Source organism: Burkholderia sp. HI2714 (genome assembly GCF_002223085.1).
Classification (GTDB): Bacteria; Pseudomonadota; Gammaproteobacteria; order Burkholderiales; family Burkholderiaceae; genus Burkholderia; species Burkholderia lata_D.
Genome location: NZ_NKFM01000045.1, coordinates 1 through 26097, shown reverse-complemented (window position 1 = coordinate 26097; position 26097 = coordinate 1). Strand labels below are relative to the sequence as shown.

Here is a 26097-nt window from a genome sequence, read left to right as displayed (position 1 = left end):
TACAGCCCGGAGCTCAATCGCATCGAGAAACTGTGGCACAAGATGAAATATGAGTGGCTGGCCTTCAAGGCGCGTGACATCCAAACCCTTGAAGAAGACGTCGATACGGTCCTTCAAGGATTCGGATCAAATTATAGATTTACTTTCTGTTGAGAGCTTATCGGATGTTCCCGATCCTGGGCACGCTGACCGGCGGCATCGCGATGGCGCTCCTGTCGACGCTGACGCTCGATACGCCGCTGCACACGATGTACGCGTACATGGCGCTGCTCGGGATCGGCCTCGGCATGGTGATGCCCGTGCTCACGCTCGCCGTGCAGAACACGGTCGAATTCCGGCACATGGGCGTCGCGACATCGGGCGCGACGCTGTTCCGCTCGATCGGCGGCTCGCTCGGTGTCGCGGCGTTCGGCGCGCTGTTCTCGCACGGGCTGCAGTCGCGGGTAATGGCTGCGCTGCCGGCCGGCACGGAGCTGCCGCCCGCGCTCGGGCCGGCCGCCGTGCATCAGTTGCCGGATGCCGTGCGCGATGCGTACCTGCACGCGTTCGCCGGTTCGCTGCATGTCGTGTATCTGGCGGCGGCGACGGTCATCGCGATCGCATTCGTGCTCGCGTGGTTCGTCGAGGATGCGCCGCTGCGCAAGCACAACTGAGCGTCGCGCGGATCGCGACGCAAGCGTCGAGCCGCATCGCGATCCCCCTCCTTCGGCCATCAAGGCACCAGCACGACCCCACCCGTCGTCGCACGCGACTCCAGCAACCGGTGCGCCTCGGCCGCCTGTTCGAGCGGCAGCCGCGCGCCGATCTCCACATGCATCCCGCCCGCCAGCCGTTCGAGCGTCGCGCGCGCAGCCTCCCGATATCCCTCGACGTCACGCGCGATGAAGCCGAGCACGCTCGGCCGCGCCAGCGCGATCGACCGCGCCGGCCCCAGTTCGTCGAGATCGAACGTCTGCCGCGCACCGATCGCGGCCACCTGCCCGATGCTCGCGACCATCCCGAACGGACGGACCGCGCCGAGCGTGCGCGTCAGCACGTCGCCGCCGATCCCGTCGATCGCGTAATCGACCCCCGCGCCGCCGCCGAACGCGCGTGCCGCCGCGACAAAATCCTCCTCGCGGTAATCGACGACCGCCTCGGCGCCATGCTTGCGCGCGAGCGCGGCCTTCGCGGCCGACCCGACCGTGCCGATCACCCGCGCGCCGAGCGCACGCGCCCATTGCGTCGCCAGCAGCCCGACGCCGCCGGCCGCCGCATGCACGAGCACCGTGTCGCCCGCGCCGACCTGCCGGACGCGATGCAGCAGCATGTAAACGGTGATCCCTTTCAGCATCCCGGCCGCGGCAGCTTCGTCGCTCAACCCGTCGGGGATCGGCAGCACGCGCCCGGCCGGCATCGTGCGCAGGCTCGCATAGCTGCCGGTCGGCATGCCCGCATACGCGACGCGCTGACCGGGGACGAGATCCGTCACGCCGGGCCCGACCGCGTCGATCACGCCGGCCGCCTCGACGCCGAGCGCATCCGGCAGCGCCGGCAACGCGTGCGCGCCCGTCCTGAAATAGATGTCGACGAAATTCACGCCGATCGCGGTCTGGCGAATCCGCACTTCGCCGGCGCCGGGCGGCGCGACGGGCGCATCGACGCGGCGCAGTACGCCGGTGTCGCCGTAACGGTCGATCCCGATCCGGATGGCGGTGGCAGTCTGGGTCATGACGTTCCTCGTAATCGAATGAAGTGACACGATCATCCCATCGTGCATAATCGAACGGAATTCCCGTCAATCGCCCATCTACTGTGCAAAATTCGACCGATCAGGATCTCGTTCCCGCATCCGCGCTGCCGATGAGCTGGGACGACATCCGTTATTTCCTCGCGGTGATGCGCGGCGGCAGCCTGTCGGCCGCCGCGCGGGCGCTGCAGGTTCAGCATTCGACGGTCGCGCGGCGCATCGACGCGCTGGAGTCCGCACTCGGCATCCGGCTGTTCGACCGCCTGCCGCGCGGCTGGCCGCCGACCGACGAAGGCCTGCACCTGGCCGAGCACGCGGCACGCATCGAAACCGACGCGCACGCGTTCGCGCGCGCCGCCCAGGGTGCGGCGGCGCTCGACGGCGTGGTGCGCGTATCGGCGTCACCGGTGTTCGCCAGCCATTTCCTCGCGCCGCGGCTCGCCCGCGCGCAGCGCGCGTGGCCGGCGCTGCGCATCGACCTGCTGGGCGAGATGCACACGGCGAACCTGTACGCGCGCGAAGCCGATCTCGCGGTGCGCCTGTCGCGGCCGACCGAGCCGGGTCTCGCCGCGCGCCGGCTCGGCACGATGCGCTTTGCACTGTGCGCAGCACCGGAATGGGCGGACGCACCGCCCGACACCTGGCCGTTCGTCGGCTACGACGACGCGCTCGCGCAAACGCCGCAGCACCAGTGGCTCGCCCGCTTCGCGGCCGGGCGCCGTTTCGCGTTCGTCACCAACGACCTGGCCGCGCAGCATCGCGCGTGCGCGGCCGGCGCCGGCGTCGCGCTGCTGCCGCGGTTTCTCGTCGACGATCCGGCCGCGCATGCCGGCGCGCCGCTCGTCGAACTGACGGCCGCACCGCGTTGCGACATCGAGCGCGAGATCTGGCTCGTGGTCCACCCGGACGTGCGCCGGTCGCCGCGCGTGCAGCGCGTTGCCGATGCGATCGCCGAGGCCGTTCACGCGGCGGACGGACGGCTGTAGGCGACCGCCTTCGCACACGGCTTTGCCATGCGCACGGGCGGCCGGCATAGTAGCGGTTTGCATTCCGAATTCGCCGGACCCGCCGCCATGCCCACCGCCCCCGCCTGCGTCGTTCGAGACGCGACCGACACCGACCTCGATGCGATCCACGCGATCTATGCGCATCACGTTCACCACAGCGTCGCGTCGTTCGAGGAAACGCCGCCCGACGTCGCCGAACTGCGCGCGCGCCGCGACGCGGTGCTGCGCCACGGGCTGCCATACCTCGTCGCCGAATGCGACGGCCGCGTGGCCGGCTACGCGTACGCGACGCCGTACCGCACGCGCAGTGCGTACCGCTTCACGATCGAGGATTCGATCTACATCGACGATGCACAGCGCGGGCGCGGGATCGGCCGCGCGCTGCTCGCCGCGCTGATCGAGCGTTGCGAGGCCGGCCCGTGGCGGCAGATGATCGCGGTGATCGCCGACGGCGGCACCGGCGGCTCGACGTCGCTGCATCGCGCGTTCGGCTTCGAGCCGGCCGGCATGCTGAAGGCGGCCGGGTTCAAGCACGGCCGCTGGATCGATACGGCGCTGCTGCAACGCCCGCTGGGCGACGGTGCGAGCACGCTCCCCGTCTCGCCCGAGCCCGCCACGTCGCGCTAGAATGGCCGCATGTCAAAACAGACTCATTCCACACCCGACGAGGCAGCGCCGGACGCCCGCAACGAGTACACGGTCGACGAACTCGCGCGCGTGTCCGACACGACCGTGCGCAACGTCCGTGCGTACCAGGATCGCGGTTTGCTCGCGCCGCCGGAAAAGCGCGGCCGTGTCGGCATCTACGACGACACGCACGTCGCGCGCCTGAAGCTGATCAACCACCTGCTCGCGCGCGGCTACACGCTGTCGAACATCCAGGACCTAATCAAGGCGATCGACGAAGGCCACGACCTGCGCTCGATCCTCGGCCTCGAAAACGCGATCGGCGGGCGCTGGTCGCACGAACTGCCGAAGACCTATTCGCTTGCCGCGCTCGCGCAGATGTTCGGCCCGCAGGCCACCACGCAGCTGTCACGCGTGACCGAACTCGGCCTGCTCGAACGGCGCGGCCTGTCGTTCGTCGCCAAGAGCCCCGCGCTGCTCGAAGCGGCGGCCGCGATGACGAAGGAAGGCATTCCGCCGCGCGAGTTGCTCGACGTGATCAGCCTCGCGCGGCCGCATTTCGATGCGATCGCGCGACTGCTCGTCGATCTCGTCGTGAAGCGGCTCGACCGCTACGACGCGGGCACGCTGCCGCCCGCCACCGACGTGCCCGAACTGGTCGACGCGATCTGGCGCCTGCGCCCGCTCGCGGCCGTGTTCGTCGAAGGCGAGACGAACCGCGCACTGGAAACCGCGGCGAGCGCGTATCTCGGCGGCCGCGTCGCGACGATCCTCGACAAGAAGCTCAGCGACGAGGCCGCGCGGCAGTCCGGCACGCCTTCACCGGAAAACGGCGGCGACGAAGCATAGGCGCGCCGCCGTCATATTGATATCGGCAATGCTTCGTTTGCGGGCGCGATCGCCCATGCGACGATTCTTCCAACCGAGCGGCACCGCCGCTCGCCCGAAGACGTTTTGCATGGAGTCCGTTCGATGATTCGTTTCACCCGCTGGATCGCCCGCACCGCCGCCGTCACCACGCTCGTCGCGCTGTCCGCCGCATCGGCCCTCGCGCAAGGCGGCGCCGACAAGGTTGTGCGCATCGGCTACCAGAAGGCCGGCCTGCTGTCGGTCATCAAGGCGCAAGGTTCGCTCGAAGCGCGGCTCAAGCCGCTCGGCTATGGCGTGCAGTGGTTCGAATTCCCGGCCGGCCCGCAGCTGCTCGAAGCGCTGAACGCGAACAGCATCGACTTCGGTTATACGGGCGCGCCGCCGCCCGTGTTCGCACAGGCGGCCGGCGTGCACTTCGTCTATGTCGGCGCGGAACCGCCGGCGCCGCACAACGAAGCCGTGGTCGTGAAGGCCGATTCGCCGATCCGTTCGGTCGCCGGCCTGCGCGGCAAGAAGATCGCGCTGCAGAAGGGCTCGAGCGCAAACTACCTGCTGCTCGAAGCGCTGAAGAAGGCCGGCGTGCGCTACGACGAAATCCGCCCCGTGTACCTTGCACCGGCCGACGCGCGCGCCGCATTCGAAAGCGGCAACGTCGATGCATGGGTCGTTTGGGATCCGTACTATGCAGCCGCGCAGAATGCGCTGAAGGTGCGCACGCTGTCCGACTACACGGGCCTCGCGGCGACCAACAACTTCTACGAAGCCACGCGCGATTTCGCGCAGCAGCATCCGGACGTGGTCGGCGCGATCCTGAAGCAGGCGCGCGAGACGGGCCAGTGGGTCAACACGCATCCGGCCGAGACGGCCGCGCTGATCGCGCCGAAGGTCGGCCTGCCGCAACCGCTCGTCGAGATGTGGATCGAGCGTGTCCTGTTTGGCGCAGTGCCGCTCGACGAAAAGATCGTCGCGGCCCAGCAAGGTGTCGCCGATGCGTTTTATGCAGCGAAGCTGATTCCGCAGAAGCTGAACGTGGCCGACAACACATGGGTCGACAAAAGCACGCAGCGTGCGCTCGCGGCGGAGTAGCGAGAACGGCAGCGCGCATGTTGTCGAGAAGGCCGACGGGCACACGACTCGTCGGCCTTTCTTGTTCTTGTCGAATTTTGGGGAAACGCGGGACGCACTGTCGGCGTTCGCGCCAGCGCGCGAGTCTCGCTTTTGCGTTTATCGTGGACGCCCCTGCGCGCCATGCCGCGTAGCGTGCGCAGCCAGGCAGGGCCACATCGCTTCATCCGCAAAACGGCTCGCCCGGGGAAACAGTTACAAGTTAACGATTGACGCCACCGCTGCCTAGCGGTTATCGTCTCTGTCTAAGTTCAAGAAGTCCGATTGCTGTTCATCAATTGATCGCTCCTCAGCGGTATTCGTTGTCCACTCCCTCCTTGACGCTTCATGCGCTCTTTTCAGAGCAAATCTTCACATTTTTTTCTCAAGGAATCTTCATGGATACCGGTATCGTCAAGTGGTTCAACGACAGCAAAGGCTTTGGCTTCATCACGCCCGACAACGGCGGCGACGATCTCTTCGCCCACTTCTCCGAAATTCGCGCCGATGGCTTCAAGACGCTGGCTGAAAATCAGAAAGTGAGCTTCGAAACGAAGCAAGGCCCGAAGGGTCTGCAAGCGGCCAACATCAAGCCGCTGTAAAGTTTGAAGAACCCGGCCTCCCGTAACGGGCGCCGGGTTGCAGCGACATCCTCGCGGAGCCTGGTCTCCCAAAGTTGGCGCCATTGCTCTTAGCTGCCTCTGTTCATTCAGCAGCTCGCCAAGCGCCACACGCCTCGTTGCACTTCATTCCCCCTCTGGCTGCCAAGCCCTTTTTCGCTTTACGACTGCGTCAGATTCAGCTCGCAATGGCTTTGAATCGGCATACCCGTGCACATTCCGCACGGCGCGCGCGCACTCGAACATCATTAAAATTAAAATGCACAACCAACAAATTCATCAATACAACGGCTATGCCGTCCAACCCTCGGCGCATCGTTTGCCCGACGGTAGTTTTTCATCCAACCTGCTGCTTGAACGCGCCGGCAGCCCACGCACCGAAGGCCGCTACCAGTTCTATTCGCTCGATTACTTCACGAGCGAGGAGCAGGCGTTGCAACATTCGGCCCGCTGGGCACGCAACTGGGTCGACACGCGCGGTTAAACGCAACGCCCGACCCTCGATCCAGCAACACGCAACGCGCCGGCGGTCTGCGCCGGCCGACTTGCTTCACTAGCCCGCCCCCCTCTCCGCCGAACGCGCTCCGTCCGATCAGGCATGCACAGGCTGGCAATCAGGGCGCGGCGGGCGCACATCGGGAAACACGCCGCCGATCGCTTCGGCCGCGTGTTCCAGCACGTTCGCGCGCTGTCCGATGATGACCACCTGCGCATTGCGCTGAACGAAATGCATCGCCGTGGCCGAGTCGATTCCCGTCCTGCCGCCACTCACCGATACCTGCCGATTCATCGCACCGCCTCATAGATCGTCGTTCGAAGACAACCATTCGGGTTCGTACGCACCCAGTGCGCGCGCCGGATAAAACCATCGGAGCGGCGCATCGTCGATTTGCACCGGTGGAAGGAGCCGGGATGCCGGCCCCCACGACGTCGGTTCGACGTGTTCCGCACGATCACGTTCGTCGTCGGCGACCAGTTCGACCACCTCGCTCATCGGCTCCGACCGCAGTTGCAACTCGGCCGCCGTACGCGCCAGCGAAGCGCGCACCTCGGTACCGACGCCCTCTTTCATTCGCGTCGTCAGCCCGCGGATGGCAGCCGTCGCCATCAGGTAGCCCGTCGCATGGTCGATCGCCTGAACGGGCAGGTTCACCGGCTCATCACTGCCCGTCACGCGCATACCCGCCTCGGCGATTCCCGTGCTCATTTGAATGAGGCTGTCGAAGCCGCGCCGGCAACGCCATTCACCACTCCAGCCATAGGCGTCGAGCGACACGTCGATGAGCGCAGGATTCAGCTCGCGCCGATGCGCAGCATCGAGTCCGAGGCGCGCGAGCGCGTCCGACCGGTAACCGTGCACGACGATATCCGTGCTGCCGAGCAACTGCTTGAGCGTATCGAGATCTGCTGCATCCTTCAGGTTCAGCCGCGCACACCGCTTGCCGAGGACGACTTCGGGTACCGTGCCCGGCTCTTCCCAGCCGTACGGATCGATGCGCAGCACGTCGGCGCCCAGGCCCGCCAGAAATCGTGTCGCCACGGGGCCCGCAAGAATGCGCGTCAGGTCGAGCACGCGAATGCCGCGCAACGGCCGGCCTTTCGACGGCCGCCAGTCATGTGCGACGGCATCGGTCGCGGCATGAACATGCAGCAACGGTTCGGTTGCGACCGCCTTGCCCTGCGGATGCCCGGCCCACTCCTGCGCCGAGTACATCGCCGCGGCACAACCGCCGCGCTCGACGATCGCGTCTTCGAGCGCGGCGGCATCCCAGCGGTTCACCGCTTGCGCGACCGACTGCGCATCGGCCGCGCAGTCGAGCACCGACAACGCGGCCAGCCGATGATGCGGCGCGTTGGTGTGCAACCGGATCCAGCGATCGCGCGCCCGATAGTTGCCGGCCACCGGATCCCATTGAGGCGGCATCGTCCAGCCCTGCGGACGCAGCGACGTGCCGAACCACAGCGATGCCATGCGCCGGTCGACCCGCACCGCCGGCAACGTCCCGGTCGATGCATGCAGCAATTCGGCAATGGCCGTTGCTGCCGCGCCGATCGCCGCCGTGGCGATGTCGGTTACGCGAAATGCCGAAACCAGTTCGCCCGACCCGCTGAAGCTGCACGACTCAAGAAGAGCCTGAGACCCACCCGCCGCGCGCCAGAACGCCCGTAGATGACGCGACACCCGATCGTCATCGGCCGCGGCCCGTTCCCTCGACATTTGATCGACACCCATGTTCGCCTCGCATGAATCAGGTGAGGCTAAGATCGTCTCGCTCGCATTTGCTGTCAACGTTGATTATCCTGATCAACCTGTCGAACGATTCCCCCTGCGCACGATGTCGAACTACCTGAATTCGACCGAAGCCGCGGCAAGGCTCGGTGTCTCGCGGCAAACCCTCTATGCGTACGTCAGCCGCGGCCTGCTTCGCGCGGAGCCAGGCGGCAGCCACCGTGAAAGCCGCTACCTCGCGGCCGACGTCGACCGGCTCGCGGATCAACGCGCACGCGGCCGCAAGCCGAAGGAAGTGGCGAAGGCCGCGCTGAACTGGGGGTCGCCCGTGCTCGAATCGAGCATCACGTTGATCGATGGCGGCCGGCTGTTCTATCGCGGTGTGGATGCACTCGATCTCGCTGCCCGCGCGAGTCTCGAGGAAGTCGCGGCGCTGCTGTGGCGATGCGACGAGCAGACCGCGTTCGGCCGTCACGTCCCCGCTACGCCGTCGGTACTGCGGACGCTCTTCAGGCACTACGCCGGTCAACGCACCGAGCAAGCGCTGCTGCCGCTCTTCACCGTCGCGAGCGAGGACGCGCCGACGGCGATCTGGCATCAGTCGGCTGATCGTCAGGCGCAGGGCTGCGGCGATCTCGTGCGGGTTCTGGCGGCATGCCTGCTGCGCACCCGCATCGATACGGCACCCATCCACGAGCAATGCGCGCGGGCATGGGGCGTCGGGCCTGCGGGCGCCGAACTGATCAGGATGGCGCTCGTGCTGTGCGCGGACCATGAACTGAACGCGTCGAGCTTCACGGGGCGGTGCATCGCGTCGACGAACGCGAGCTTGCGGGCCGTCGTGGTCGGCGGCCTGGCCGGCTTGTCGGGCGAGCGGCACGGCGCCACCACCGCGCGTGGCGAAGCACTGTGGGACGAACTGGGTAATAAGGACGTCGAGCAAAAGATGGGCGCGCGCCTCGCCCGGGGTGACGGCTTGCCCGGCTTCGGACATGCGCTCTATCCCGATGGCGACGTGCGCGCGACGTATCTGTTGTCGCGGATCCTGCCGCGCCATCCTCAATGGAAAAGGATGATCGATACCGGGAGCGCGCTCGTCGGCCAGAAGCCCTCGCTGGATCTCGCGCTGGTAGCGTTGCGCCGGCATTTGCGGCTTCCCGTCGGCGCCGCGTTCGGCCTGTTCGCGCTTGGCCGCTCGATCGGCTGGATCGCGCATGGGCTGGAGCAGCGCGAGCAATCCGATCTCATCAGGCCGCGCGCGGTTTATACGGGGGCCTGGCCAGATGGCGCCGGGGCGGATCACGCCCGATCGCGCGGACGCTCGGGAAAGCAGCAAACAACACAACCGGCAGCGCCGAAAGACGACATGCTTGCCGCTTTCTTCAGGAGTAAATAGCTTTTCGCTTGATGTGATGACGTCGGCGCACATCATCAGGAAGACGTCGACGCCTCGTCGGCGTACGTGAGCAGCCATCCGATGACCTGCCACCGAGATCGCCAACGGATCCGCAAGCTCGGTCTGGGGAAATCCGGGAAGGCGCTCTACCGGATTCACCGGATGCAATCGGCACCCGGCGCATCGCTCGGGCCATGCACGCACCGCGCCAGCGGCACGCGCATGCCCGGCATGCCGACTTACTTCAGCGCCCCCGCAACCTTCTTCTGCCGCCACAAACACAGCAGATCACACGCGACATGCGCGGCCGCGATCGCGGTGATGTCCGCGTGGTCGTACGCGGGCGCGACCTCGACCACATCCGCGCCGATCAGATTCGCCGCGCCGAGCGCACGCACGATCGCGAGCGCCTGTGCGGACGACAGCCCGCCCGCGACCGGCGTGCCGGTGCCAGGCGCGAACGCCGGATCGAGGCAATCGATATCGAACGTCAGGTACGCGGGCCGGGTGCCCACGATATCGACGATCCGCTCGACCGCCGCGCGCGCGCCATGGTCATGCACCCACGCCGCATCGAGCCGCTCAATGCCGAGAAAGTCGTCGTTCCACGTGCGAATCCCGACCTGCACCGACGTCGCCGGATCGATCAGCCCTTCCTTCACGGCCTTGTAGAACATCGTCCCGTGATTGAGGCTGTCCGGATCGTCGTCGGCCCAAGTATCGCAGTGCGCATCGAAATGGATCAGCGACAGCGGCTTGCCGTAGCGCTCCGCATGCGCGACCAGCAGCGGATACGTGATGTAGTGGTCGCCGCCGAGCGTCAGCATCTTCGCGCCGGAACCGAGGATCGTGCGCGCATGCTCGATGATCGCGGGCTTGATCGACAGCGGGTTGTGCGCGTCGAACCAGCAATCGCCGTAGTCGACGGCCGCGAGATCGTCGAACGGGTTGAAGCCCCACGGATACGGATGAAGCTCCGCGAGCTGCACGCTGGCCGCACGGATCGCGGCCGGGCCGAGCCGCGCACCGGAGCGGTAGGTCGTCGCGAGGTCGAGCGGCACGCCGGAGATCGCGACGTCGACGCCGTCGAGCGCGCGCGAATAGTTGCGGCGCATGAACGACAGCACGCCCGCATAGGTGTTTTCGATCGACGAGCCATACGGCGTCGTGCGACGGATCGCGCCGTCGCCGTGGAGAAGTTCGGTCATGGTCGGACCTGTTTTCGTGGGGAGGCCCGCCCGCCCCGCTTCGCATGAGCGCACGGGCCGGGCACGGCTGGGATTCATCGGGCCCGCATCGGCTGCGCATCCAGTCGCGCGGCCGGGCGGAACAACGACAACGACACCAACAACCACATCGACAACGGCAATACCGCGGCGATCATAGCAAGCCGAATTGAAGTCGTTGCCCCGGTTCAACCGGGGCAACGCACGGAGAAATCCGGCGGCCGCGCCCAGGCATCGGAGCCCGGCATCGCCGGATTGCTGCGCCGGCGGGCAATCCTTGGTGCATGGCGATCCCGGTCGCTTCCTAGAAGGATTTGCCGGTTTTCGCACGCCCTTTCTTCCGGATAATGGCCGGCAGCCGCGCCCTCGACCGCGCGCCGTCCACCGCAGACAACAACAAACCGGAGACACCCGCCTTGATCGCCACGCTTCCCGCCACCTACCGCCGGCTCTGGCCGCTCGCCGTCGTCGCCGCGCTGCTGTATGGACTGTCGCTCGCCGCGGCGCCCTATCCCGGCCAGGCAGCCGCGAAAGCCGCGATGGGCATCCTGCTGCTCGCGGCGGGCAGCACCTGCGCCGCACCACGCGAACGCGCGTGGCTGTGCGCGGCGCTCGTGACGGCCGTGCTCGGCGATGTACTGCTCGCGCTGCCCGACTGGCCGCTGTCGTTCGTCCTCGGCCTCGGCGCGTTCCTGCTCACGCACCTGTGCTATTGCGCGATCTTCATGCGCTGGCGCGCCCGGCCGCACGGCTGGCGCATCGTCGCGCTCGTCGGGCTGTGGATCGCCGCACCGGCGTTCTACGTGGCCTTCTTCCCGCACCTCGGCGAGCTGATGGCACCGGTCGCCGTCTACATGCTCGTGCTGTGCGCGATGGCGAGCTTCGCGCTCGCCGCCCGTACACGCGGCCCGCTGGTGGCCATCGGCAGCCTGATCTTCGTCGGCTCCGATACGCTGATCGGCGTCGGTCGCTTCCTCGGCGGCTTTCCGGGCATCGATTACCTGATCTGGGGCCTCTACGCGCTCGCGCAGGTCACGATCGTGGCCGGGGTTTTCCATGAGACGGCCGGTCGATCGATCCGTCCCTGATACCGTTTCAAACAGACCGCCGCGCACCGGCGGTTTCGCCAGCGTCTTCTCTCTCCCTGTCGACGGCCCTTTCCGCGTATCCCGCAATGCGGAAACGGGCGCGTTCCAAACCCCGCTCAGCCTTTTCCCGTCTGGCTTCCGGCCCTTAGAGCGCCGCTTCTAGCCTCTTGCGGTTTCCGGGTTCACCCACTATCGTTACATCAAACAATGTAACATTCGAAAATGAGCCAAATCGGAGACACCCGGATGAATGCTCGCACGTTGCCTTTCGGTCCGCCCGGCCACGACGGCCTGGACGAAACCATCGACATCGCCATCATCGGCACCGGCTTCGCCGGCCTCGGGATGGCGATCCGCCTGCGTCAAACAGGTGTGACCGACTTCGTCGTCCTCGAGAAGGCCGCGTCGGTCGGCGGCACGTGGCGCGACAATCATTACCCCGGGTGTGCATGCGACGTGCAATCGCACGTCTATTCGTTCTCGTTCGCACCGAACCCGCGCTGGACGCGCATGTTCGCGCCGCAGCCGGAGATCCGCGCCTATCTGGAAGACTGCGTGCAGCGCTTCGGCGTCGGCCCGCACCTGCGCCTGAACCACGAACTGCAGCGCGCCGAATACGACGAGGCCGCGCAACGCTGGCGCCTCACGTTCGCGAACGGCAAGCGGCTGTCCGCGCGCGTGCTGGTGTCGGGAATGGGCGGGCTGTCGCGCGCCGCGCTGCCGGCGATTCCCGGCGTCGAGAACTTCAAGGGCCGTGCGTTCCACTCGCAGCAGTGGGATCACGACTATGCGCTCGAAGGCAAGCGCGTCGCGGTGATCGGCACCGGCGCGAGCGCGATCCAGTTCGTCCCGCAGATCGCGCCGCGCGTGAAGGCACTCGCGCTGTTCCAGCGCACCCCGCCGTGGATCATGCCGAAGCCCGACCGCAACCTGTCCGGTTTCGAGAAATGGCTGTTCCGCACGCTGCCGTTCACGCAGAAGGTCGTGCGCAGCGGCATCTACTGGATGCTCGAATCGCGCGTGCTCGGCTTCGCGATCCATCCGTCGCTGATGAAGAACGTGCAGAAGCTCGCGCTGCGCCACATCCGCAAGCAGATTCCCGATCCGGAGCTGCGCAAGACCGTCACGCCGAACTACACGCTCGGCTGCAAGCGCGTGCTGATCTCGAACGACTACTACCCGGCGCTGTCGCGCAAGAACGTCGACGTGATCACGACCGGCATCGACCATATCGAAGCCGACGCGGTCGTGACGACCGACGGCCGCCGCCATGAAGTCGACTGCCTGATCTACGGCACCGGCTTCCAGGTCGCCGATCCATTTCCGCGCGGCGCGATCGTCGGCCGCGGCGGCCTCGACATCGTCGATGCATGGCGCGACGGCGCACACGCGTATCTCGGCACGACGCTGCCCGGCTATCCGAACTTCTTCATGATCGTCGGCCCGAACACCGGCCTCGGCCACAACTCGATGGTGTTCATGATCGAGTCGCAGATCGAATACATCCTCGGCGCGCTGCAGGCGATGCACCGCGAGCGAGCGGATGCGATCGAGGTACGCCCGCTCGTCGAGGCGCAGTTCAACAGCGACCTGCAGGGCAAGCTCAAGAAGGCGATCTGGTCGACGGGCGGCTGCAAGAGCTGGTACCTCGACCCGCGCACCGGCAAGAACACGACGCTGTGGCCGGGCTTCACGTGGCGCTTCCGCCAGGCCACCGCGCACTTCTCGATCGCCGACTACCACGCGTATCGCGCGCCGCAACACGACACGAGCGCGCGGCCCGCCGCCGCGCCCGCCGCTTCCGCTTCGACTTCCCCGTCCGCCGAAGCGGCCTGAGCCAGACAAGGAGCCACCGACATGAGAGATTTCGCCAACAAGGTCGCCGCGATCACGGGTGCCGGCTCGGGCATGGGCCGCTCGCTCGCGATCCAGCTCGCGCAGGCCGGCTGTCACGTATCGCTCGCCGACAAGAACGGCGTCGGCCTCGCCGAGACCGAACGGATCGTGCGCACGATCGCGCCGAACGTGCGCGTGTCGACGCGCGTGCTCGACGTCGGCGATCGCGACGCGATGTTCGCGTGGGCCGACGATACCGCGAAGGAACACGGCAAGGTCAACCTGATCTTCAACAACGCGGGCGTCGCGCTGTCGAGCACGATCGAAGGGATGGAATACAGCGATCTGGAATGGATCGTGAACATCAACTTCTGGGGCGTCGTACACGGCACGAAGGCGTTCCTGCCGCACCTGAAGGCAGCAGGCGAAGGCCACGTGATCAATACGTCGAGCCTGTTCGGGATCTTCGCGCAGCCGGGCATGAGCGGCTACAACGCAACCAAGTTCGCGGTGCGCGGCTTCACCGAATCGCTGCGCCAGGAACTCGACATGATGAAGTGCGGCGTGTCGGCCACCTGCGTGCATCCGGGCGGCATCCGCACGAACATCGCGCAGTCGAGCCGCGTCGCGAAAAACATGGTCGGCTTCATGATCGAAAGCGAGCAGCAAGGCCGGGACGAATTCGAGAAGTTCTTCATCACGACCGCCGACGACGCCGCGCGCACGATCCTCGCCGGCGTGCGCAAGGACAAGCGCCGCGTGCTGATCGGCCGCGATGCAAAAGGGGCGGACTGGCTGGTGCGCATCCTGCCGGCCGCCTACCAGGCAATCGTCGTGCTCGCGACGCGCCGCGAAGCCGCCAAGGCGCGCCGCCGCGCGGCCCGTTACGGCGCCGCGCCGGCCGCCACGCCCGCGCCCGTATCGCTGCACGCCACCTACAACCCTGCTGGCAATCCCGGAGGAGAACAATCATGACCACCCCGCACATGATGCCCGTGCGACGCGACATCCGTTTCGCGCTGCCCCCCGAACGCGCGCGCGACTGGCACGTCCAGGGCGTACCGGTCACGCACTTCATGAACGCGCTGTCGCTGCTGTTCCCGGCCGGCGAGCGCTTCTTCATGGATTCGGTGCGCAACTATCGCGACCGCATCGACGACCCCGACCTGAAGAAGCAGGTGGCCGGCTTCATCGGCCAGGAGGCGATGCACACGCGCGAGCACGTCGAGTACAACGACCTGCTGCAGGCGTCGGGGCTGCCCGCGCACAAGCTGGACAAGCGCCTGTGGGCGATCCTCGGCTGGCTCAAGAAGGTGCTGCCGCATTCGGTTCAGCTCGCGATCACGATCGCACTCGAGCACTACACGGCGATGTTCGCGAACCAGCTGTTGTCGGACCATGAGCGCTGGATCGACGGCTCCGTCGAAGGCTATCAGCAGATGTGGATGTGGCACGCGATGGAAGAGACCGAGCACAAGGCTGTCTCGTACGACGTGTGGAACACCGTGATGAAACCCGGCCTCGGCAGCTATCTGCTGCGCACCAGCGCCATGCTGGGGACGTCCCTCTTGTTCTGGGCGACCATTTTCGACTTCCACATCCGCCTGATGTCCGCACATCGGCGCCGTCACGGCAAATTCGGGGGTATGTGGAATCTCGTGAAGTACCTGTACAGCCCGAAGGACGGCGTGTTCCGGAGAATTGCGCGAGAATGGCTCGACTACTTCCGCCCGGGCTTCCACCCGTGGGACCACGACAACCACCAGTACCTGCAGGGACTCGACACGCTGCTCGCGAACATCGACGCGACCAACGCGCGCTATGCGGCACAGGCCGCCCCGCGCCGCGTGCCGCTGCATGCGGCGCCGCAGCAGGCATGACGCGATGGCGCGCCCCGACGAGATGCTGACCGTCCAGTCCGGCGACGTGAAACTCGCCGTCTACGTAAGCGGATCGCGGCGCGCGCCGCCGCTGATTCTCGTGCATGGCTATCCCGACTCGGCGGCCGTGTGGGCGCCGATCCGCGCGCGGCTCGCGAAACGCTACCGCGTGATCGCGTACGACGTGCGCGGCGCCGGCGCATCCGATGCGCCGCGCCGCCGCGCCGACTACACGCTGGAGCGGCTCGCCGGCGACCTGAAGGCGGTGGCCGACGCGACCTGCGGCGGCCGGCCGTTCCACCTGGTCGGCCACGACTGGGGCTCGATCCAGTGCTGGGAGGCCGTGACCGACCCCGCGTTCCGCGGCCGCATCGCGTCCTACACGTCGATCTCGGGCCCGTGCCTCGATCACGTGTTCCGCGCGAAGATGCGGCTCAGGCAGAGCCTGAAGTCGTGGTACATCGCGTTTTTCCATCTGCCGCTCGTGCCGTCGCTGGTATGGCGGCTCGGCGGGGCCGCGCTGTGGCCGCGCTGGCTGCAGCTCACCGAACGCGTGCGCGCCGAGCGCGATCCGGTGCAACTGAAGAACGCGCTGAACGGGATGCAGATGTACCGTGCCAACTTTCTCGCGCGGGCGCGCAAGCCGCGTGAACGGTACGCGCAGGCGCCGGTGCAGATCCTCGTTCCGGTGCGGGACCGCTACGTGACGCCCGACATGTCGGTCGGCCTCGACCGCTGGCTCGGCGACCACGTGCGCGAGGAAATCGACGGCACGCACTGGATCGTGCTGCGCCACCCGGACATGATCGCGTCGCGGATCGACCGCTTCGCGTCCGCGCAGGAGCGGCCGGCCGTGACGAACGCCGTGGTTCAGCCTGCCGTCGGCAGCGCCGGCAAGCGTCTGAATAGCGTCTCGTAATCGACGACGAGCCCGTCGTCGTCGATGTCCATCTCGGCCGTGAAATCGCGGAAGATCCCTTCGTAGCGGTAGCGCCGGCCCGGCTCGATGCACGCATAAGCCTGCTTGACCGGCGTGACCTTCAGGTCGGGCGTCGAGATGTACGCGACGTCGATCGGCCGCCGCTCGCCCCGCGCGAGCCCGAGGCGGCCGATCGGCAGCGAATTCGTGAACGGCGTCGCCGCGATGTCGATGTCGATGCAACCGTCGAGCTCAGGCAGTGCGCGGCCTGAACCGTCGTGCCAGTGGCCGGCGCCGTCGCCGCGCAATTCGAGCGTGCCGCCGCCCATCACCTTGAGCACCGCATAGGTCACGCGCCAGTGCGCGTCGCACTCGACGCGATACGCGAGCCCGTACGCACGGCCGTACCGCTGGCCGACCACCGCGCTTTCGACGACGATTCCGCCGTCGCTCCGGTCGAACGTCAGATGTTCGACCCCGTCGCCTTCGAGCGACGCCCAACGCACTTCGCGCATCTCTCCGTCTCCCGGTATGCCCGATGCGAGGCATCGTCGCACAGATCGCTCGACGAAAGTGCCGGCCACCGCGAGGATTCGAGTCCCGAACGGGCAACCCCGCCGAACGTGCCGACGACGCGGCGTGCGGGCACGAACCGACCTCCGGATTCACCGTTTCGGGGCATCGACCACAAATCCTGACTATCCAGAATTCCCTATTCCGGTGCACGGGTTTGTGTCCTATGCTCGCGGCTCGTCCTGTTCCGCCGCCATCATGCCTACCGCCCGCCCCGTTTCGCCGTCGATCGACTTGCGTATCTTGCTGCGCGGCATCGGGCAGATCGTGCTGCAGGCGAATGCGCTCACGGGTGCGCTGCTGCTCGCCGCGCTGGCGCTGACCGACCTGCGGCTCGCGAGCGCGGCACTGGTCGGCTCCGCCGCCGCCAGCATGACGGCCGTGCTGACGGGCGCGGAGCGCCGCGACGTCGAACAGGGGCTGCACGGCTTCAATGGCGCGCTCGCCGCGCTGATCGCCGTGCTGTTCGCGCCCCATCAACTCGTTGCCGTCGCATTGGTGCCGCTGGTTTCGATCGGCGCGGCGCTCGTGCAGCGTGCGATGCGCGTGCCGCTCGCGCGCTGGCGCCAGTGTCCGTATTCGAGCCCGTGCCTCGCCGTCACCGCGCTGTGGCTACCGTTTGTCGCGCTGCAGCATGCCAGCGGCGCGACGGTCGGCCCGACGCTGACGCTGACTTCCGCCGCCGACGCCCTTCTGTCGGGCGTCGCGCAAACCACTTTCGCGCAAGGCGCATGGGCCGGCGCGCTGATCGTCGCCGGCCTCGCCGTCGCGTCGCGCCGCGCGGCCGCGTTCGCGCTCGGCGGCGCGCTGGTGTCGACCGTGCTGCTGGTCGCGCTCGGCGCCAGCGACGCATCGTTCGCCGACGGCCTGCTCGGCTGCAACGGCGCGCTCGCCGCACTCGCGCTGATGCCGCGCGGCCCGCGCGCGGCGCTCACGGCCGCCGCACTCGCCGCGCTGATTCAGTGGCTCGCGACGCGCGCCGGCATTCCCGCGTTCACGGCCCCGTTCGCGCTCGCGTCGTGGGTCACGGTGATCGTCGCGCGCCGCTTCACTCTCGGAGAACCCGATGTCGTCATTCGCACACCGTCCTGATGCCGTGAAACCCGGCGGCCCGATCTCGGACGCCGAACGCCGGATGCGCGTCGACCTCGCCGCCGCATACCGGCTCGTCGCGCTGAACGGCTGGGACGACCTGATCTACACGCACCTGTCCGCGACCGTGCCCGGCGACCCCGGCCACTTCCTGATCAACCCGTTCGGGCTCACGTTCGACGAAGTCCGCGCGTCGAATCTCGTGAAGATCGACCTGGCCGGCAACCGGATCGGCGACAGCGAGCACGCGGTCAACGTGACGGGCTTCGCGCTGCATGCGGCCGTGCACGCCGCGCGCGCCGACGCCGTGTGCGTGATGCATCTGCACAATACGGCCGGCATCGCCGTGTCGATCCAGTGCGACGGGCTGCTGCCCGCGTCGCAGCACGCGCTGCGGTTTCACGGGGACCTCGCCTACCACGACTACGAGGCGCTCGCGTTCTCGCCGGCCGAAGGCACGCGGCTGACCGCGAGCCTCGGCGCGAAATCCGCGATGCTGCTGCGCAATCACGGCACGCTGACGGTCGGCCGCACCGTGGCCGAAGCCTATGTGCTGATGGATACACTGATCAAGGCGTGCGACATCCAGGTGCGCGCGCAGGCCGGCGGCGGGCCGCTCGTGCTGCCCGACCCGGCCGTCGCCGACCGGACCGCCGAACAGCTGCGCGACGGCGGCGCGATCGAGGGCGAACTGGAATGGCCGGCGCTGCTGCGCCGGCTCGACCGGATCGATCCGACGTATCGCGACTGACGCCGCCGGCGCCCCACGCATCATTCACCCCAACCATCGGAGCACTTCGTCATGCCGACTTTCAATATCCAGCTCTTCGAAGGCCGCACCGTCGACCAGAAGCGCGCATTCGTCGAAGCGATCACGCGCGTCACGTGCGAGACGCTCGGCTGCGAGCCGGGCTCGGTCGACATCATCCTGACCGACGTGAAGAAGGATAACTGGGCGACCGCCGGCAAGCTGTGGAGCGACGAGCGCTGAGCGTCTCCGCATTCAGACTGCGCGCCGCCGGACCACGATAGCGCGCAGCCTTCGTTTCTCTGCCGCAGGTTCGCCGTCATCCTCATCTCGCCCCCCTAATCACTTAGTTATCCCGATATATTCGCGTTGACATCAAGAAAAACAAAAATCACGATGCCACATTCGACAAGCTAGCCAGCCAATCACCGTTCACCGGTGTTACCGCCAGCAATGAATCCAGGCATGACGCCCCAATCCTGAAACTTCAAATTCTGGAATTGCGTCATTGCGTCAACAGTTGCAACGCGTTGGCAGGATGTTAACAAGGTGAGCACATGATTACAGACAAGCAAGTCGCAACCGCCCTGAACGAAATGGTCTTACAAATGGGGGCTGATCTCGATCGCTCTCTACTGGCAGTCAAGGCATCCTGCCCGGATGCCGAATTCGTTGCCTATCGCGAATTCGTTTCTTCTCTGTTGAACACGATGCTGCTTGATTTCATGAACCCGCTCTACAAACGGCATCCCGACCTGAAGCCGCCAGAACTGACCTGACCCACACGCTGCAGCGTCCGCGACGGGCGCTGCACACGGCCTCCTCCGGCCTCTTCCCGTTGTGCGCCCGCACATCGCTTTGTCACGCAATGGGCGCATAATGCCGGACAGACGCAGCAGCCGATGGCCACCCGACGAGGAGACCGCCATGGAAGCGAAGAACGAAGAAGTCGTCGCACACCTGCTCTCGGACGTCGTCGAATTCGCGCGCGGGCGCCTGCCCGATGCCACGTTCCGGATCGTCGAACCCTTCCTGCGTCATTACTACGATTTCGCCGATGCCGACGATCTGCAGAGCCGCAGCATCGCCGATCTCTACGGCGCCGCGATGGCGCACTGGCAGACCGCCCAGAAATTCGTGCCCGGCAGCGAACGGCTGCGCGTGTACAACCCGATCCTCGAACAGCACGGCTGGCATTCCGATCACACGGTCATCGAGATCGTCAACGACGACATGCCGTTCCTCGTCGATTCGGTGACGATGGCCGTCAACCGCCTCGGGCTCGCGCTGCATTCGGCGCTGCACCCGGTATTCCGCATCTGGCGCGGTCGCGACGGCGGCATCGAGCGCGTCGACGCGGGCGGCGCGACGCCCGGCGACGGCCAGTCGCAGCTCGCGTCGTTCATCCATTTCGAAGTCGATCGCTGCGGCGATGCCGCGCTGCTCAACACGTTGCGCAACGACATCGCGCACGTGCTCGGCGACGTGCGCGCGTCGGTGGAAGACTGGCCGAAGATCGTCGAGATCGCGCGCGCGACGATCAAGGAAATGAAGGCGCGCGAATCGACCGCGGAAGACATCGAGGCGCGCGCCTTCCTCGAATGGATGGTCGCCGATCATTTCACGTTCCTCGGCCAGCGCGACTACGCGCTGGTATCGCACGGCGCGGGCTTCGGGCTGCGCGGCATCGAAGGCACCGGCTTCGGCATCCTGCGCGAATCGCTGCGCACGTCGGGGGCGCCCGACGTCACGCCGCTGCCGCAGGCCGCCGCCGACATCATCACCGGCTCCTGGCCGATCTTCCTGACCAAGGCGAACTCGCGCGCGACCGTGCACCGGCCCGGCTATCTCGACTACGTCGGCGTGAAACTCGTCGGGCCCGACGGCAAGGTCGCGGGCGAGCGCCGCTTCATCGGGCTCTACACGTCGACCGCCTACATGGTGTCGAGCGCCGAGATCCCGATCGTGCGTCGCAAGTGCGCGAACATCGTGCGGCGTGCGGGCTTCCTGCCGAAGGGGCACCTCGGCAAGTCGCTCGTGACGGTGCTCGAAACCTATCCGCGCGACGAGCTGTTCCAGGCCGACGAAGACCAGCTCTACGACATCGCGCTCGGCATCCTGCGGCTGCAGGAACACCAGCGCACGCGCCTGTTCGTGCGCCGCGACCGCTTCGACCGCTTCGTGTCGTGCCTCGTGTTCGTGCCGCGCGACAAGTACAACACCGACCTGCGCCGGCGCATCGCGAAGCTGCTCATCGATGCGTACAACGGCGTAAACGTCGAGTTCACGCCGCTGCTGTCGGAATCGGCGATCGCACGGATTCATTTCGTCGTGCACGCGGAACCGGGCACGATGCCCGACGTCGACACGCGCGAGCTCGAAACGCGGCTCGTGCAAGTCACGCGCCGCTGGCAGGACGACCTCGCCGACGCGCTGCTCGACGCATTCGGCGAAGAGCAAGGCAACCGCCTGCTGCAACGCTATGCCGACTCGTTCCCGGCCGGCTATCGCGACGACTATCCGGCGCGCACGGCCGTGCGCGATATCGAGCTGATCGAGCGCGTGAAGGATTCGGGGCAGCTCGCGATGAACCTGTACCGGCCGATCGAGGCCGAGGCGCGTGCGTTCCGCTTCAAGGTCTATCGCGCGGGCGACCCGATCGCGCTGTCGCGCAGCCTGCCGATGCTCGAGCATCTCGGCGTGCGCGTCGACGAGGAGCGGCCGTACCGGATCCAGACGCAGGACGCCGCGCATGCGTGGGTACACGACTTCGGCCTCGAACTCGCCGACGATACGGAATTCGACATCGAGCGCGTGAAGGGCCTGTTCGAGGATGCGTTCGACCAGATCTGGAGCGGCCGGATCGAGAACGACGACTTCAATCGCCTCGTGCTGCGCGCCCATCTGAGCGCACGCGAAGTGACGATCCTGCGCGCGTATGCGAAGTACCTGCGGCAAGTCGGCTCGACCTTCAGCGACGCGTATATCGAGCGCGCGCTGACCGGCAACCCGGCGATTGCGCGGCAGCTCGTCGAGCTGTTCCTGCTGCGTTTCGACCCGGCCACCGGCGACACGCGCGACGTGCAGGCCGAGCGGCTGCTGAAAGCGATCGAAGGCGCGCTCGACCAGGTGCCGAACCTCGACGAGGACCGCATCCTGCGCCAGTTCCTCGGCGTGATCAACGCGACCGAGCGCACGAACTACTTCCTGCTCGATGCGAACGGCGGATCGAAACCGTACCTGTCGTTCAAGTTCAATCCGGCGAAAGTGCCGGGCCTGCCCGAACCGAAACCGATGTTCGAGATCTGGGTGTATTCGCCGCGTGTCGAGGGCGTACACCTGCGCGGCGGACGCGTCGCGCGCGGCGGCCTGCGCTGGTCGGATCGACGCGAGGATTTCCGCACCGAAGTGCTCGGGCTGATGAAGGCGCAGATGGTGAAGAACGTCGTGATCGTGCCGGTCGGCTCGAAAGGCGGCTTCGTCGTGAAGAACCCGCCGCCGCCGAGCGATCGCGAAGCGTGGATGCGCGAAGGCATCGCGTGCTACCAGACCTTCCTGCGCGGCCTGCTCGACCTGACCGACAACCTCGTGAGCAACGCGATCGTGCCGCCGCCCGACGTCGTGCGTCACGATCCGGACGACCCGTACCTGGTCGTCGCCGCCGACAAGGGCACGGCCACCTTCTCCGACTACGCGAACGCGATCTCGCACGAATACGGCTTCTGGCTCGACGACGCGTTCGCGTCCGGCGGCTCGGTCGGCTACGACCACAAGAAGATGGCAATCACCGCGCGCGGCGCGTGGGAATCGGTGAAGCGGCACTTCCGCGAGATGGGCATCGATACGCAGACGACCGATTTCACGGTGGTCGGTGTCGGCGACATGTCCGGCGACGTGTTCGGCAACGGAATGCTGCTGTCGCCGCATATCCGGCTGGTCGCCGCATTCGATCACCGGCACGTGTTCCTCGACCCGAACCCCGATCCCGCGACGAGCTTCGCCGAGCGTGCGCGCATGTTCGCGCTCGAACGCTCGAGCTGGGCCGACTACGATCCGGCGTCGATCTCGTCGGGCGGCGGCGTCTACCCGCGCACCGCGAAGACGATCCCGCTGTCGCCGGCCGTGCAGGCCGCGCTCGGCATCGATGCGCATGCGCTGCCGCCGGCCGAGCTGATCCGCGCGATCCTGCAGGCGCCGGTCGACCTGCTGTACAACGGCGGCATCGGCACCTACGTGAAGGCCGCTCGCGAGACCCACCTGCAGGTCGGCGACCGCGCGAACGACGCGGTGCGCGTGAACGGCGCGGACCTGCGCTGCAAGGTGGTCGGCGAAGGCGGCAACCTCGGCTGCACGCAGTTCGGCCGGATCGAGTTTGCGCAGCGCGGCGGCCGCATCAACACCGATGCGATCGACAACTCGGCCGGCGTCGATTGTTCGGATCACGAAGTCAACATCAAGATCCTGCTCGGGCTCGTCGTATCCGACGGCGAGATGACCGAGAAGCAGCGCAATGCGCTGCTCGCGGAGATGACCGACGAAGTCGGGCTGCTCGTGCTGCGCGACAACTACTACCAGACGCAGGCGCTGTCGATCGCCGGCCGCTACGCGGTCGAGCTGCTCGATGCCGAGGCGCGCCTGATGCGCTGGCTCGAACGCGCGGGCCGCCTGAACCGCGTGATCGAATTCCTGCCGACCGACGATGAAGTCGCCGAACGGCAGGCCGCGAAGCTCGGCCTCACGTCGCCGGAACGCGCGGTGCTGCTCGCGTACAGCAAGATGTGGCTGTACGACGCGCTGCTCGAATCCGACGTGCCCGAGGATCCGCTGGTGGCCGCGATGCTTGTCGACTACTTCCCGAAGCCGCTGCAGCAGCGCTTCAGCGAACCGATGCGCCGCCATCCGCTGCGCCGCGAGATCCTCGCGACGCACCTGACCAACGCGCTCGTGAACCGCGTCGGCTGCGCGTTCGTGCACCGGCTGATGGAAGAAACCGACGCGCAGCCCGGCGACATCGTGCGGGCGTGCATCATGGCGCGCGACGTGTTCGACCTCGATGCGGTGTGGCGCGATATCGACGCGCTCGACAACCGCGTCGCCGACGACGTGCAGGCGCGCATGTTCGTCGACGTCGCGCGGCTGCTGGAGCGCGCGGCGCTGTGGTTCCTGCGGCATCTGCAGTCCGGCGCGGTGGCCGATGGCGGCGTCACCGAGCTGATCGCGCGCTGCCGCGACGCGGCGGAGCGGCTTGCGCCACAACTGCCGTCGCTGCTGCCGGCCGACGATCTCGAGGCGCTGTCCGAACGGCAGCGCGTGCTGGTCGAAGCCGGCGTCGACAGCGCGCTTGCGGTGCGCGTCGCGAGCGGCGACATCTCGGCCGCGCTGCTCGACATCGCCGAAGTGGCCGCGACCTGCAATCGCAGCCTCGAGCTCGTCGCGGGCGTCTATTTCTCGCTCGGCACGCTGCTCAATTACAGCTGGATCGGCGAGCGTGCGGCGACGCTGCCGACGCCGACGCACTGGGACATGCTGGCGCGCGCGGCCGCGCTCGCGGAAGTCGCGCGTCTCAAGCGCACGCTGGCGTCGAGCGCACTCGCGGAATCGCCGGATTCGACCACGCCGGAGACGATCGTCGGCGCGTGGCGCGCGCGCCGCGAAGCCGCGCTCGCGCGCTACGAGCACCTGCTCGCGGACCTGCGCGCGTCGGGCGGCGCGAGCCTCGCGGTGCTGCTCGTGGTCGTGCGGGAGATGGCCGTGCTCGAACGGGCGTGAGGGTCGCTGTGGTTGCGATGGTCGCGACGGCTCAGACCGTCGCGACCAGCAGCTCTTCCGCGTTGTTCGGCGGCCGCAGGCCGTCGGTGCGATCGGCGAAATAGCGACGCGTCAGTTCGGCAGCCGAAACGTGCGCGACTTGCGCGAAGCCAGCCTCCCGCGCGAGCGCCTGGATCTGCGCCGGCATGAAGAAGCTGATGAACGGCGTGCCGCTGGCGCGCGCGCCTTTCGCGGCCATTTCCAGCCCGGGGCGCACGTCGGGATCCGCATTCTCCAGCGGCAGCAGGAACGTCATCGCGAGCGTCGAGCCCGGCGCGAGCGACGCGACTTCGCGCAACGCGGCCGCATTCGCTTCGTGCGTCAGGTACATGCTGACGCCGGTCGACACCACGACCGCCGGCTTGCCGGCATCGAAGCCCGCGCCGACCAGCGCAGCGCGCCACGACTGTTTCGCCTCGAAATCGACCGGCACGAAACGCAGCCAGTCGGGCACGCCGAAACCCAGCTCGACCAGGCGGCGCTGCTTCCATGCCTGCGGCGCAGGCGGGTCGACCTCGAAGACGGTCACGCGCGACGCCATCTCCGGCCGGCGCTGCACGAAGCTGTCGAGGCCCGCGCCGAGGATCACGTACTGGCTCACGCCGCGCGTGGCCTGTTCGACCACGAGATCCTCGATGAAGCGCGCCCGCGCGACGATCGACGCACGGAACGGCCGCGTGAACTGCGGATCCATGTCGCCGCGCTGCTGCCAGCCGGGTTCCGGCGCGAGCAGTTGCAGCCCGACTTCGTCGGCGAGCACGTGCGGTGGTGCGTCGAGTTCGACGTGCAGCGCGCGCCACAGCGCGACGCGCGCGGCCGTGCTGTCGGGGGCGCTTTCTCGGGGTTCGGTCATGGCCGCCTCACGCGCCCTGCTTGCCCGGCGCCTGCAGGCGCCACACGCGGCCGTCCGGATCGCGCACGGTCATGTCGCGCGTGCCCCAGTGGGTGTCCTCGAACGGCGTGACGACATCGACGATCGGCTGCGGCTGCACCGCCTGTTCATCCGCCACCTTGAGCACGACCTGCATGTCCGGCGTCTCACTCGGCGGCACTTCGGCGATGAACAGAAAGGGGCCGTCGCCGCTGCGCAGCTGGCCCGAGTGGTGATCGGTTTCGAACTCCAGCGTGAAGCCCAGTGCCTGGAAGAACTTCGCCGACTTGCCCCAGTTGTGCGTCGTCAGGTACACGGCTTCGATTCGCTCGGATGACATGTCACTCTATATGAACGCGTCCCGTTTGCAACAGTTCTCGTGTGTTCCGACAGACAGGATGGGCTGCAGCTCTATATCCGGCCTTGATGCAGTCGATACCGCCGCTGCGGGCCTCTATGAAATCCGCTGACCC

General features: G+C 67.2%; 26 protein-coding genes and 1 pseudogene. 19 read left to right on the top strand and 8 right to left on the bottom strand.

What is annotated here, in order from left to right; all coding sequences use genetic code 11:
• Positions 1–149: 149 nt before the first annotated feature.
• Positions 150–653, top strand: a pseudogene (locus CFB82_RS23685) (EmrB/QacA family drug resistance transporter); the annotation flags it as partial.
• A gap of 59 nt (positions 654–712) precedes the next feature.
• On the opposite strand, the gene CFB82_RS23680 reads toward CFB82_RS23685, so the two are convergent.
• Positions 713–1711: a quinone oxidoreductase family protein gene (locus CFB82_RS23680; RefSeq protein WP_089485514.1), complete on the bottom strand. Its 999-nt coding sequence runs from the start codon at positions 1709–1711 to the stop codon at positions 713–715.
• A gap of 131 nt (positions 1712–1842) precedes the next feature.
• Between CFB82_RS23680 and CFB82_RS23675 the strand changes: the two genes are divergently transcribed.
• The 3 genes from CFB82_RS23675 (at position 1843) to CFB82_RS23665 (ending at position 4212) form a co-directional block, all read left to right on the top strand.
• A complete protein-coding gene (locus CFB82_RS23675) occupies positions 1843–2715 on the top strand; it encodes a LysR family transcriptional regulator (RefSeq protein WP_089485515.1) in 873 nt (290 codons plus the stop codon).
• Between the two features lie 87 nt (positions 2716–2802).
• Complete coding sequence (locus CFB82_RS23670; RefSeq protein WP_089485513.1) at positions 2803–3363, top strand: GNAT family N-acetyltransferase; 561 nt, start codon at positions 2803–2805, stop codon at positions 3361–3363.
• Between the two features lie 9 nt (positions 3364–3372).
• Positions 3373–4212, top strand: coding sequence for a MerR family transcriptional regulator (locus CFB82_RS23665; protein ID WP_089485512.1), 840 nt, complete (start codon positions 3373–3375; stop codon positions 4210–4212).
• Here the strand turns inward: CFB82_RS23665 and CFB82_RS43360 are convergent.
• On the bottom strand, positions 4183–4323 hold the full coding sequence (locus CFB82_RS43360; protein WP_179255445.1) for a hypothetical protein: 141 nt from the start codon (positions 4321–4323) through the stop codon (positions 4183–4185). The genes CFB82_RS23665 and CFB82_RS43360 overlap by 30 nt on opposite strands.
• A gap of 12 nt (positions 4324–4335) precedes the next feature.
• Between CFB82_RS43360 and CFB82_RS23660 the strand changes: the two genes are divergently transcribed.
• The 3 genes from CFB82_RS23660 (at position 4336) to CFB82_RS23650 (ending at position 6441) form a co-directional block, all read left to right on the top strand.
• Positions 4336–5319: a sulfonate ABC transporter substrate-binding protein gene (locus CFB82_RS23660; protein ID WP_089485511.1), complete on the top strand. Its 984-nt coding sequence runs from the start codon at positions 4336–4338 to the stop codon at positions 5317–5319.
• Between the two features lie 416 nt (positions 5320–5735).
• Entirely contained in the window at positions 5736–5939 is a 204-nt protein-coding gene (locus CFB82_RS23655) for a cold-shock protein (protein WP_006485974.1), read from the top strand.
• A 277-nt stretch (positions 5940–6216) separates the two neighbouring features.
• A complete protein-coding gene (locus tag CFB82_RS23650) occupies positions 6217–6441 on the top strand; it encodes a hypothetical protein (protein WP_069251863.1) in 225 nt (74 codons plus the stop codon).
• Positions 6442–6549: 108 nt separating this feature from the next.
• Here CFB82_RS23650 and CFB82_RS23645 read toward each other — a convergent pair whose 3' ends face one another.
• Both CFB82_RS23645 and CFB82_RS23640 read right to left on the bottom strand, forming a co-directional pair.
• Complete coding sequence (locus CFB82_RS23645; RefSeq protein WP_089485510.1) at positions 6550–6747, bottom strand: hypothetical protein; 198 nt, start codon at positions 6745–6747, stop codon at positions 6550–6552.
• Positions 6748–6756: 9 nt separating this feature from the next.
• Positions 6757–7929, bottom strand: a complete 1173-nt coding sequence (locus tag CFB82_RS23640; protein WP_306426986.1) for a CoA transferase — start codon at positions 7927–7929, stop codon at positions 6757–6759.
• On the opposite strand from CFB82_RS23640, the gene CFB82_RS44455 reads away from it, so the two are divergent.
• Positions 7907–8095: a hypothetical protein gene (locus CFB82_RS44455; RefSeq protein WP_306426985.1), complete on the top strand. Its 189-nt coding sequence runs from the start codon at positions 7907–7909 to the stop codon at positions 8093–8095. The two genes, CFB82_RS23640 and CFB82_RS44455, sit on opposite strands and share 23 nt — an antisense overlap.
• A 198-nt stretch (positions 8096–8293) precedes the next feature.
• The gene (locus CFB82_RS23635; protein ID WP_089485508.1) at positions 8294–9583 is read left to right on the top strand and encodes a citrate synthase family protein; all 1290 of its coding nucleotides are present in this window, start codon (positions 8294–8296) and stop codon (positions 9581–9583) included.
• Positions 9584–9822: 239 nt separating this feature from the next.
• On the opposite strand, the gene speB is transcribed toward CFB82_RS23635, so the two are convergent.
• Positions 9823–10791 carry an agmatinase gene (speB, locus tag CFB82_RS23630; protein WP_089485507.1) on the bottom strand — a complete coding sequence of 323 codons (969 nt, stop codon included), beginning with the start codon at positions 10789–10791 and terminating at the stop codon, positions 9823–9825.
• A gap of 434 nt (positions 10792–11225) precedes the next feature.
• Here speB and CFB82_RS23620 point away from each other — a divergent pair, with 434 nt between their 5' ends.
• The 5 genes from CFB82_RS23620 (at position 11226) to CFB82_RS23600 (ending at position 16532) form a co-directional block, all read left to right on the top strand.
• A complete protein-coding gene (locus CFB82_RS23620) occupies positions 11226–11897 on the top strand; it encodes a lysoplasmalogenase (protein ID WP_069252970.1) in 672 nt (223 codons plus the stop codon).
• Positions 11898–12143: 246 nt separating this feature from the next.
• Entirely contained in the window at positions 12144–13733 is a 1590-nt protein-coding gene (locus tag CFB82_RS23615) for a flavin-containing monooxygenase (RefSeq protein WP_089485506.1), read from the top strand.
• A 21-nt stretch (positions 13734–13754) separates the two neighbouring features.
• Entirely contained in the window at positions 13755–14708 is a 954-nt protein-coding gene (locus CFB82_RS23610) for an SDR family NAD(P)-dependent oxidoreductase (protein WP_089485505.1), read from the top strand.
• Entirely contained in the window at positions 14705–15613 is a 909-nt protein-coding gene (locus CFB82_RS23605; protein ID WP_089485504.1) for a metal-dependent hydrolase, read from the top strand. The genes CFB82_RS23610 and CFB82_RS23605 overlap by 4 nt, the downstream gene beginning before the upstream one ends.
• A gap of 4 nt (positions 15614–15617) precedes the next feature.
• Positions 15618–16532, top strand: a complete 915-nt coding sequence (locus CFB82_RS23600; RefSeq protein ID WP_089485503.1) for an alpha/beta fold hydrolase — start codon at positions 15618–15620, stop codon at positions 16530–16532.
• Here CFB82_RS23600 and CFB82_RS23595 read toward each other — a convergent pair.
• Positions 16484–17047 carry a putative glycolipid-binding domain-containing protein gene (locus CFB82_RS23595; protein ID WP_089485502.1) on the bottom strand — a complete coding sequence of 188 codons (564 nt, stop codon included), beginning with the start codon at positions 17045–17047 and terminating at the stop codon, positions 16484–16486. The two genes, CFB82_RS23600 and CFB82_RS23595, sit on opposite strands and share 49 nt — an antisense overlap.
• Before the next feature lie 256 nt (positions 17048–17303).
• On the opposite strand from CFB82_RS23595, the gene CFB82_RS23590 reads away from it, so the two are divergent.
• From CFB82_RS23590 to CFB82_RS23570, 5 genes are all read left to right on the top strand, one after another.
• Positions 17304–18197 (top strand): urea transporter, encoded by an 894-nt coding sequence (locus tag CFB82_RS23590; RefSeq protein WP_089485501.1) that lies wholly within the window; start codon positions 17304–17306, stop codon positions 18195–18197.
• Positions 18172–18948 (top strand): class II aldolase/adducin family protein, encoded by a 777-nt coding sequence (locus CFB82_RS23585; RefSeq protein WP_089485500.1) that lies wholly within the window; start codon positions 18172–18174, stop codon positions 18946–18948. Before CFB82_RS23590 ends, CFB82_RS23585 begins: the two co-directional genes overlap by 26 nt.
• Before the next feature lie 51 nt (positions 18949–18999).
• Positions 19000–19188, top strand: a complete 189-nt coding sequence (locus CFB82_RS23580; RefSeq protein WP_089485499.1) for a 4-oxalocrotonate tautomerase — start codon at positions 19000–19002, stop codon at positions 19186–19188.
• Positions 19189–19502: 314 nt separating this feature from the next.
• Positions 19503–19724: a hypothetical protein gene (locus tag CFB82_RS23575; RefSeq protein WP_089485498.1), complete on the top strand. Its 222-nt coding sequence runs from the start codon at positions 19503–19505 to the stop codon at positions 19722–19724.
• A 148-nt stretch (positions 19725–19872) separates the two neighbouring features.
• Entirely contained in the window at positions 19873–24714 is a 4842-nt protein-coding gene (locus tag CFB82_RS23570) for an NAD-glutamate dehydrogenase (RefSeq protein WP_089485497.1), read from the top strand.
• Positions 24715–24745: 31 nt separating this feature from the next.
• Here the strand turns inward: CFB82_RS23570 and CFB82_RS23565 are convergent, their stop codons facing one another.
• On the bottom strand, positions 24746–25606 hold the full coding sequence (locus CFB82_RS23565) for a class I SAM-dependent methyltransferase (RefSeq protein ID WP_089485496.1): 861 nt from the start codon (positions 25604–25606) through the stop codon (positions 24746–24748).
• Between the two features lie 7 nt (positions 25607–25613).
• Entirely contained in the window at positions 25614–25964 is a 351-nt protein-coding gene (locus tag CFB82_RS23560; protein WP_089485495.1) for a VOC family protein, read from the bottom strand.
• Positions 25965–26097: the final 133 nt, after the last annotated feature.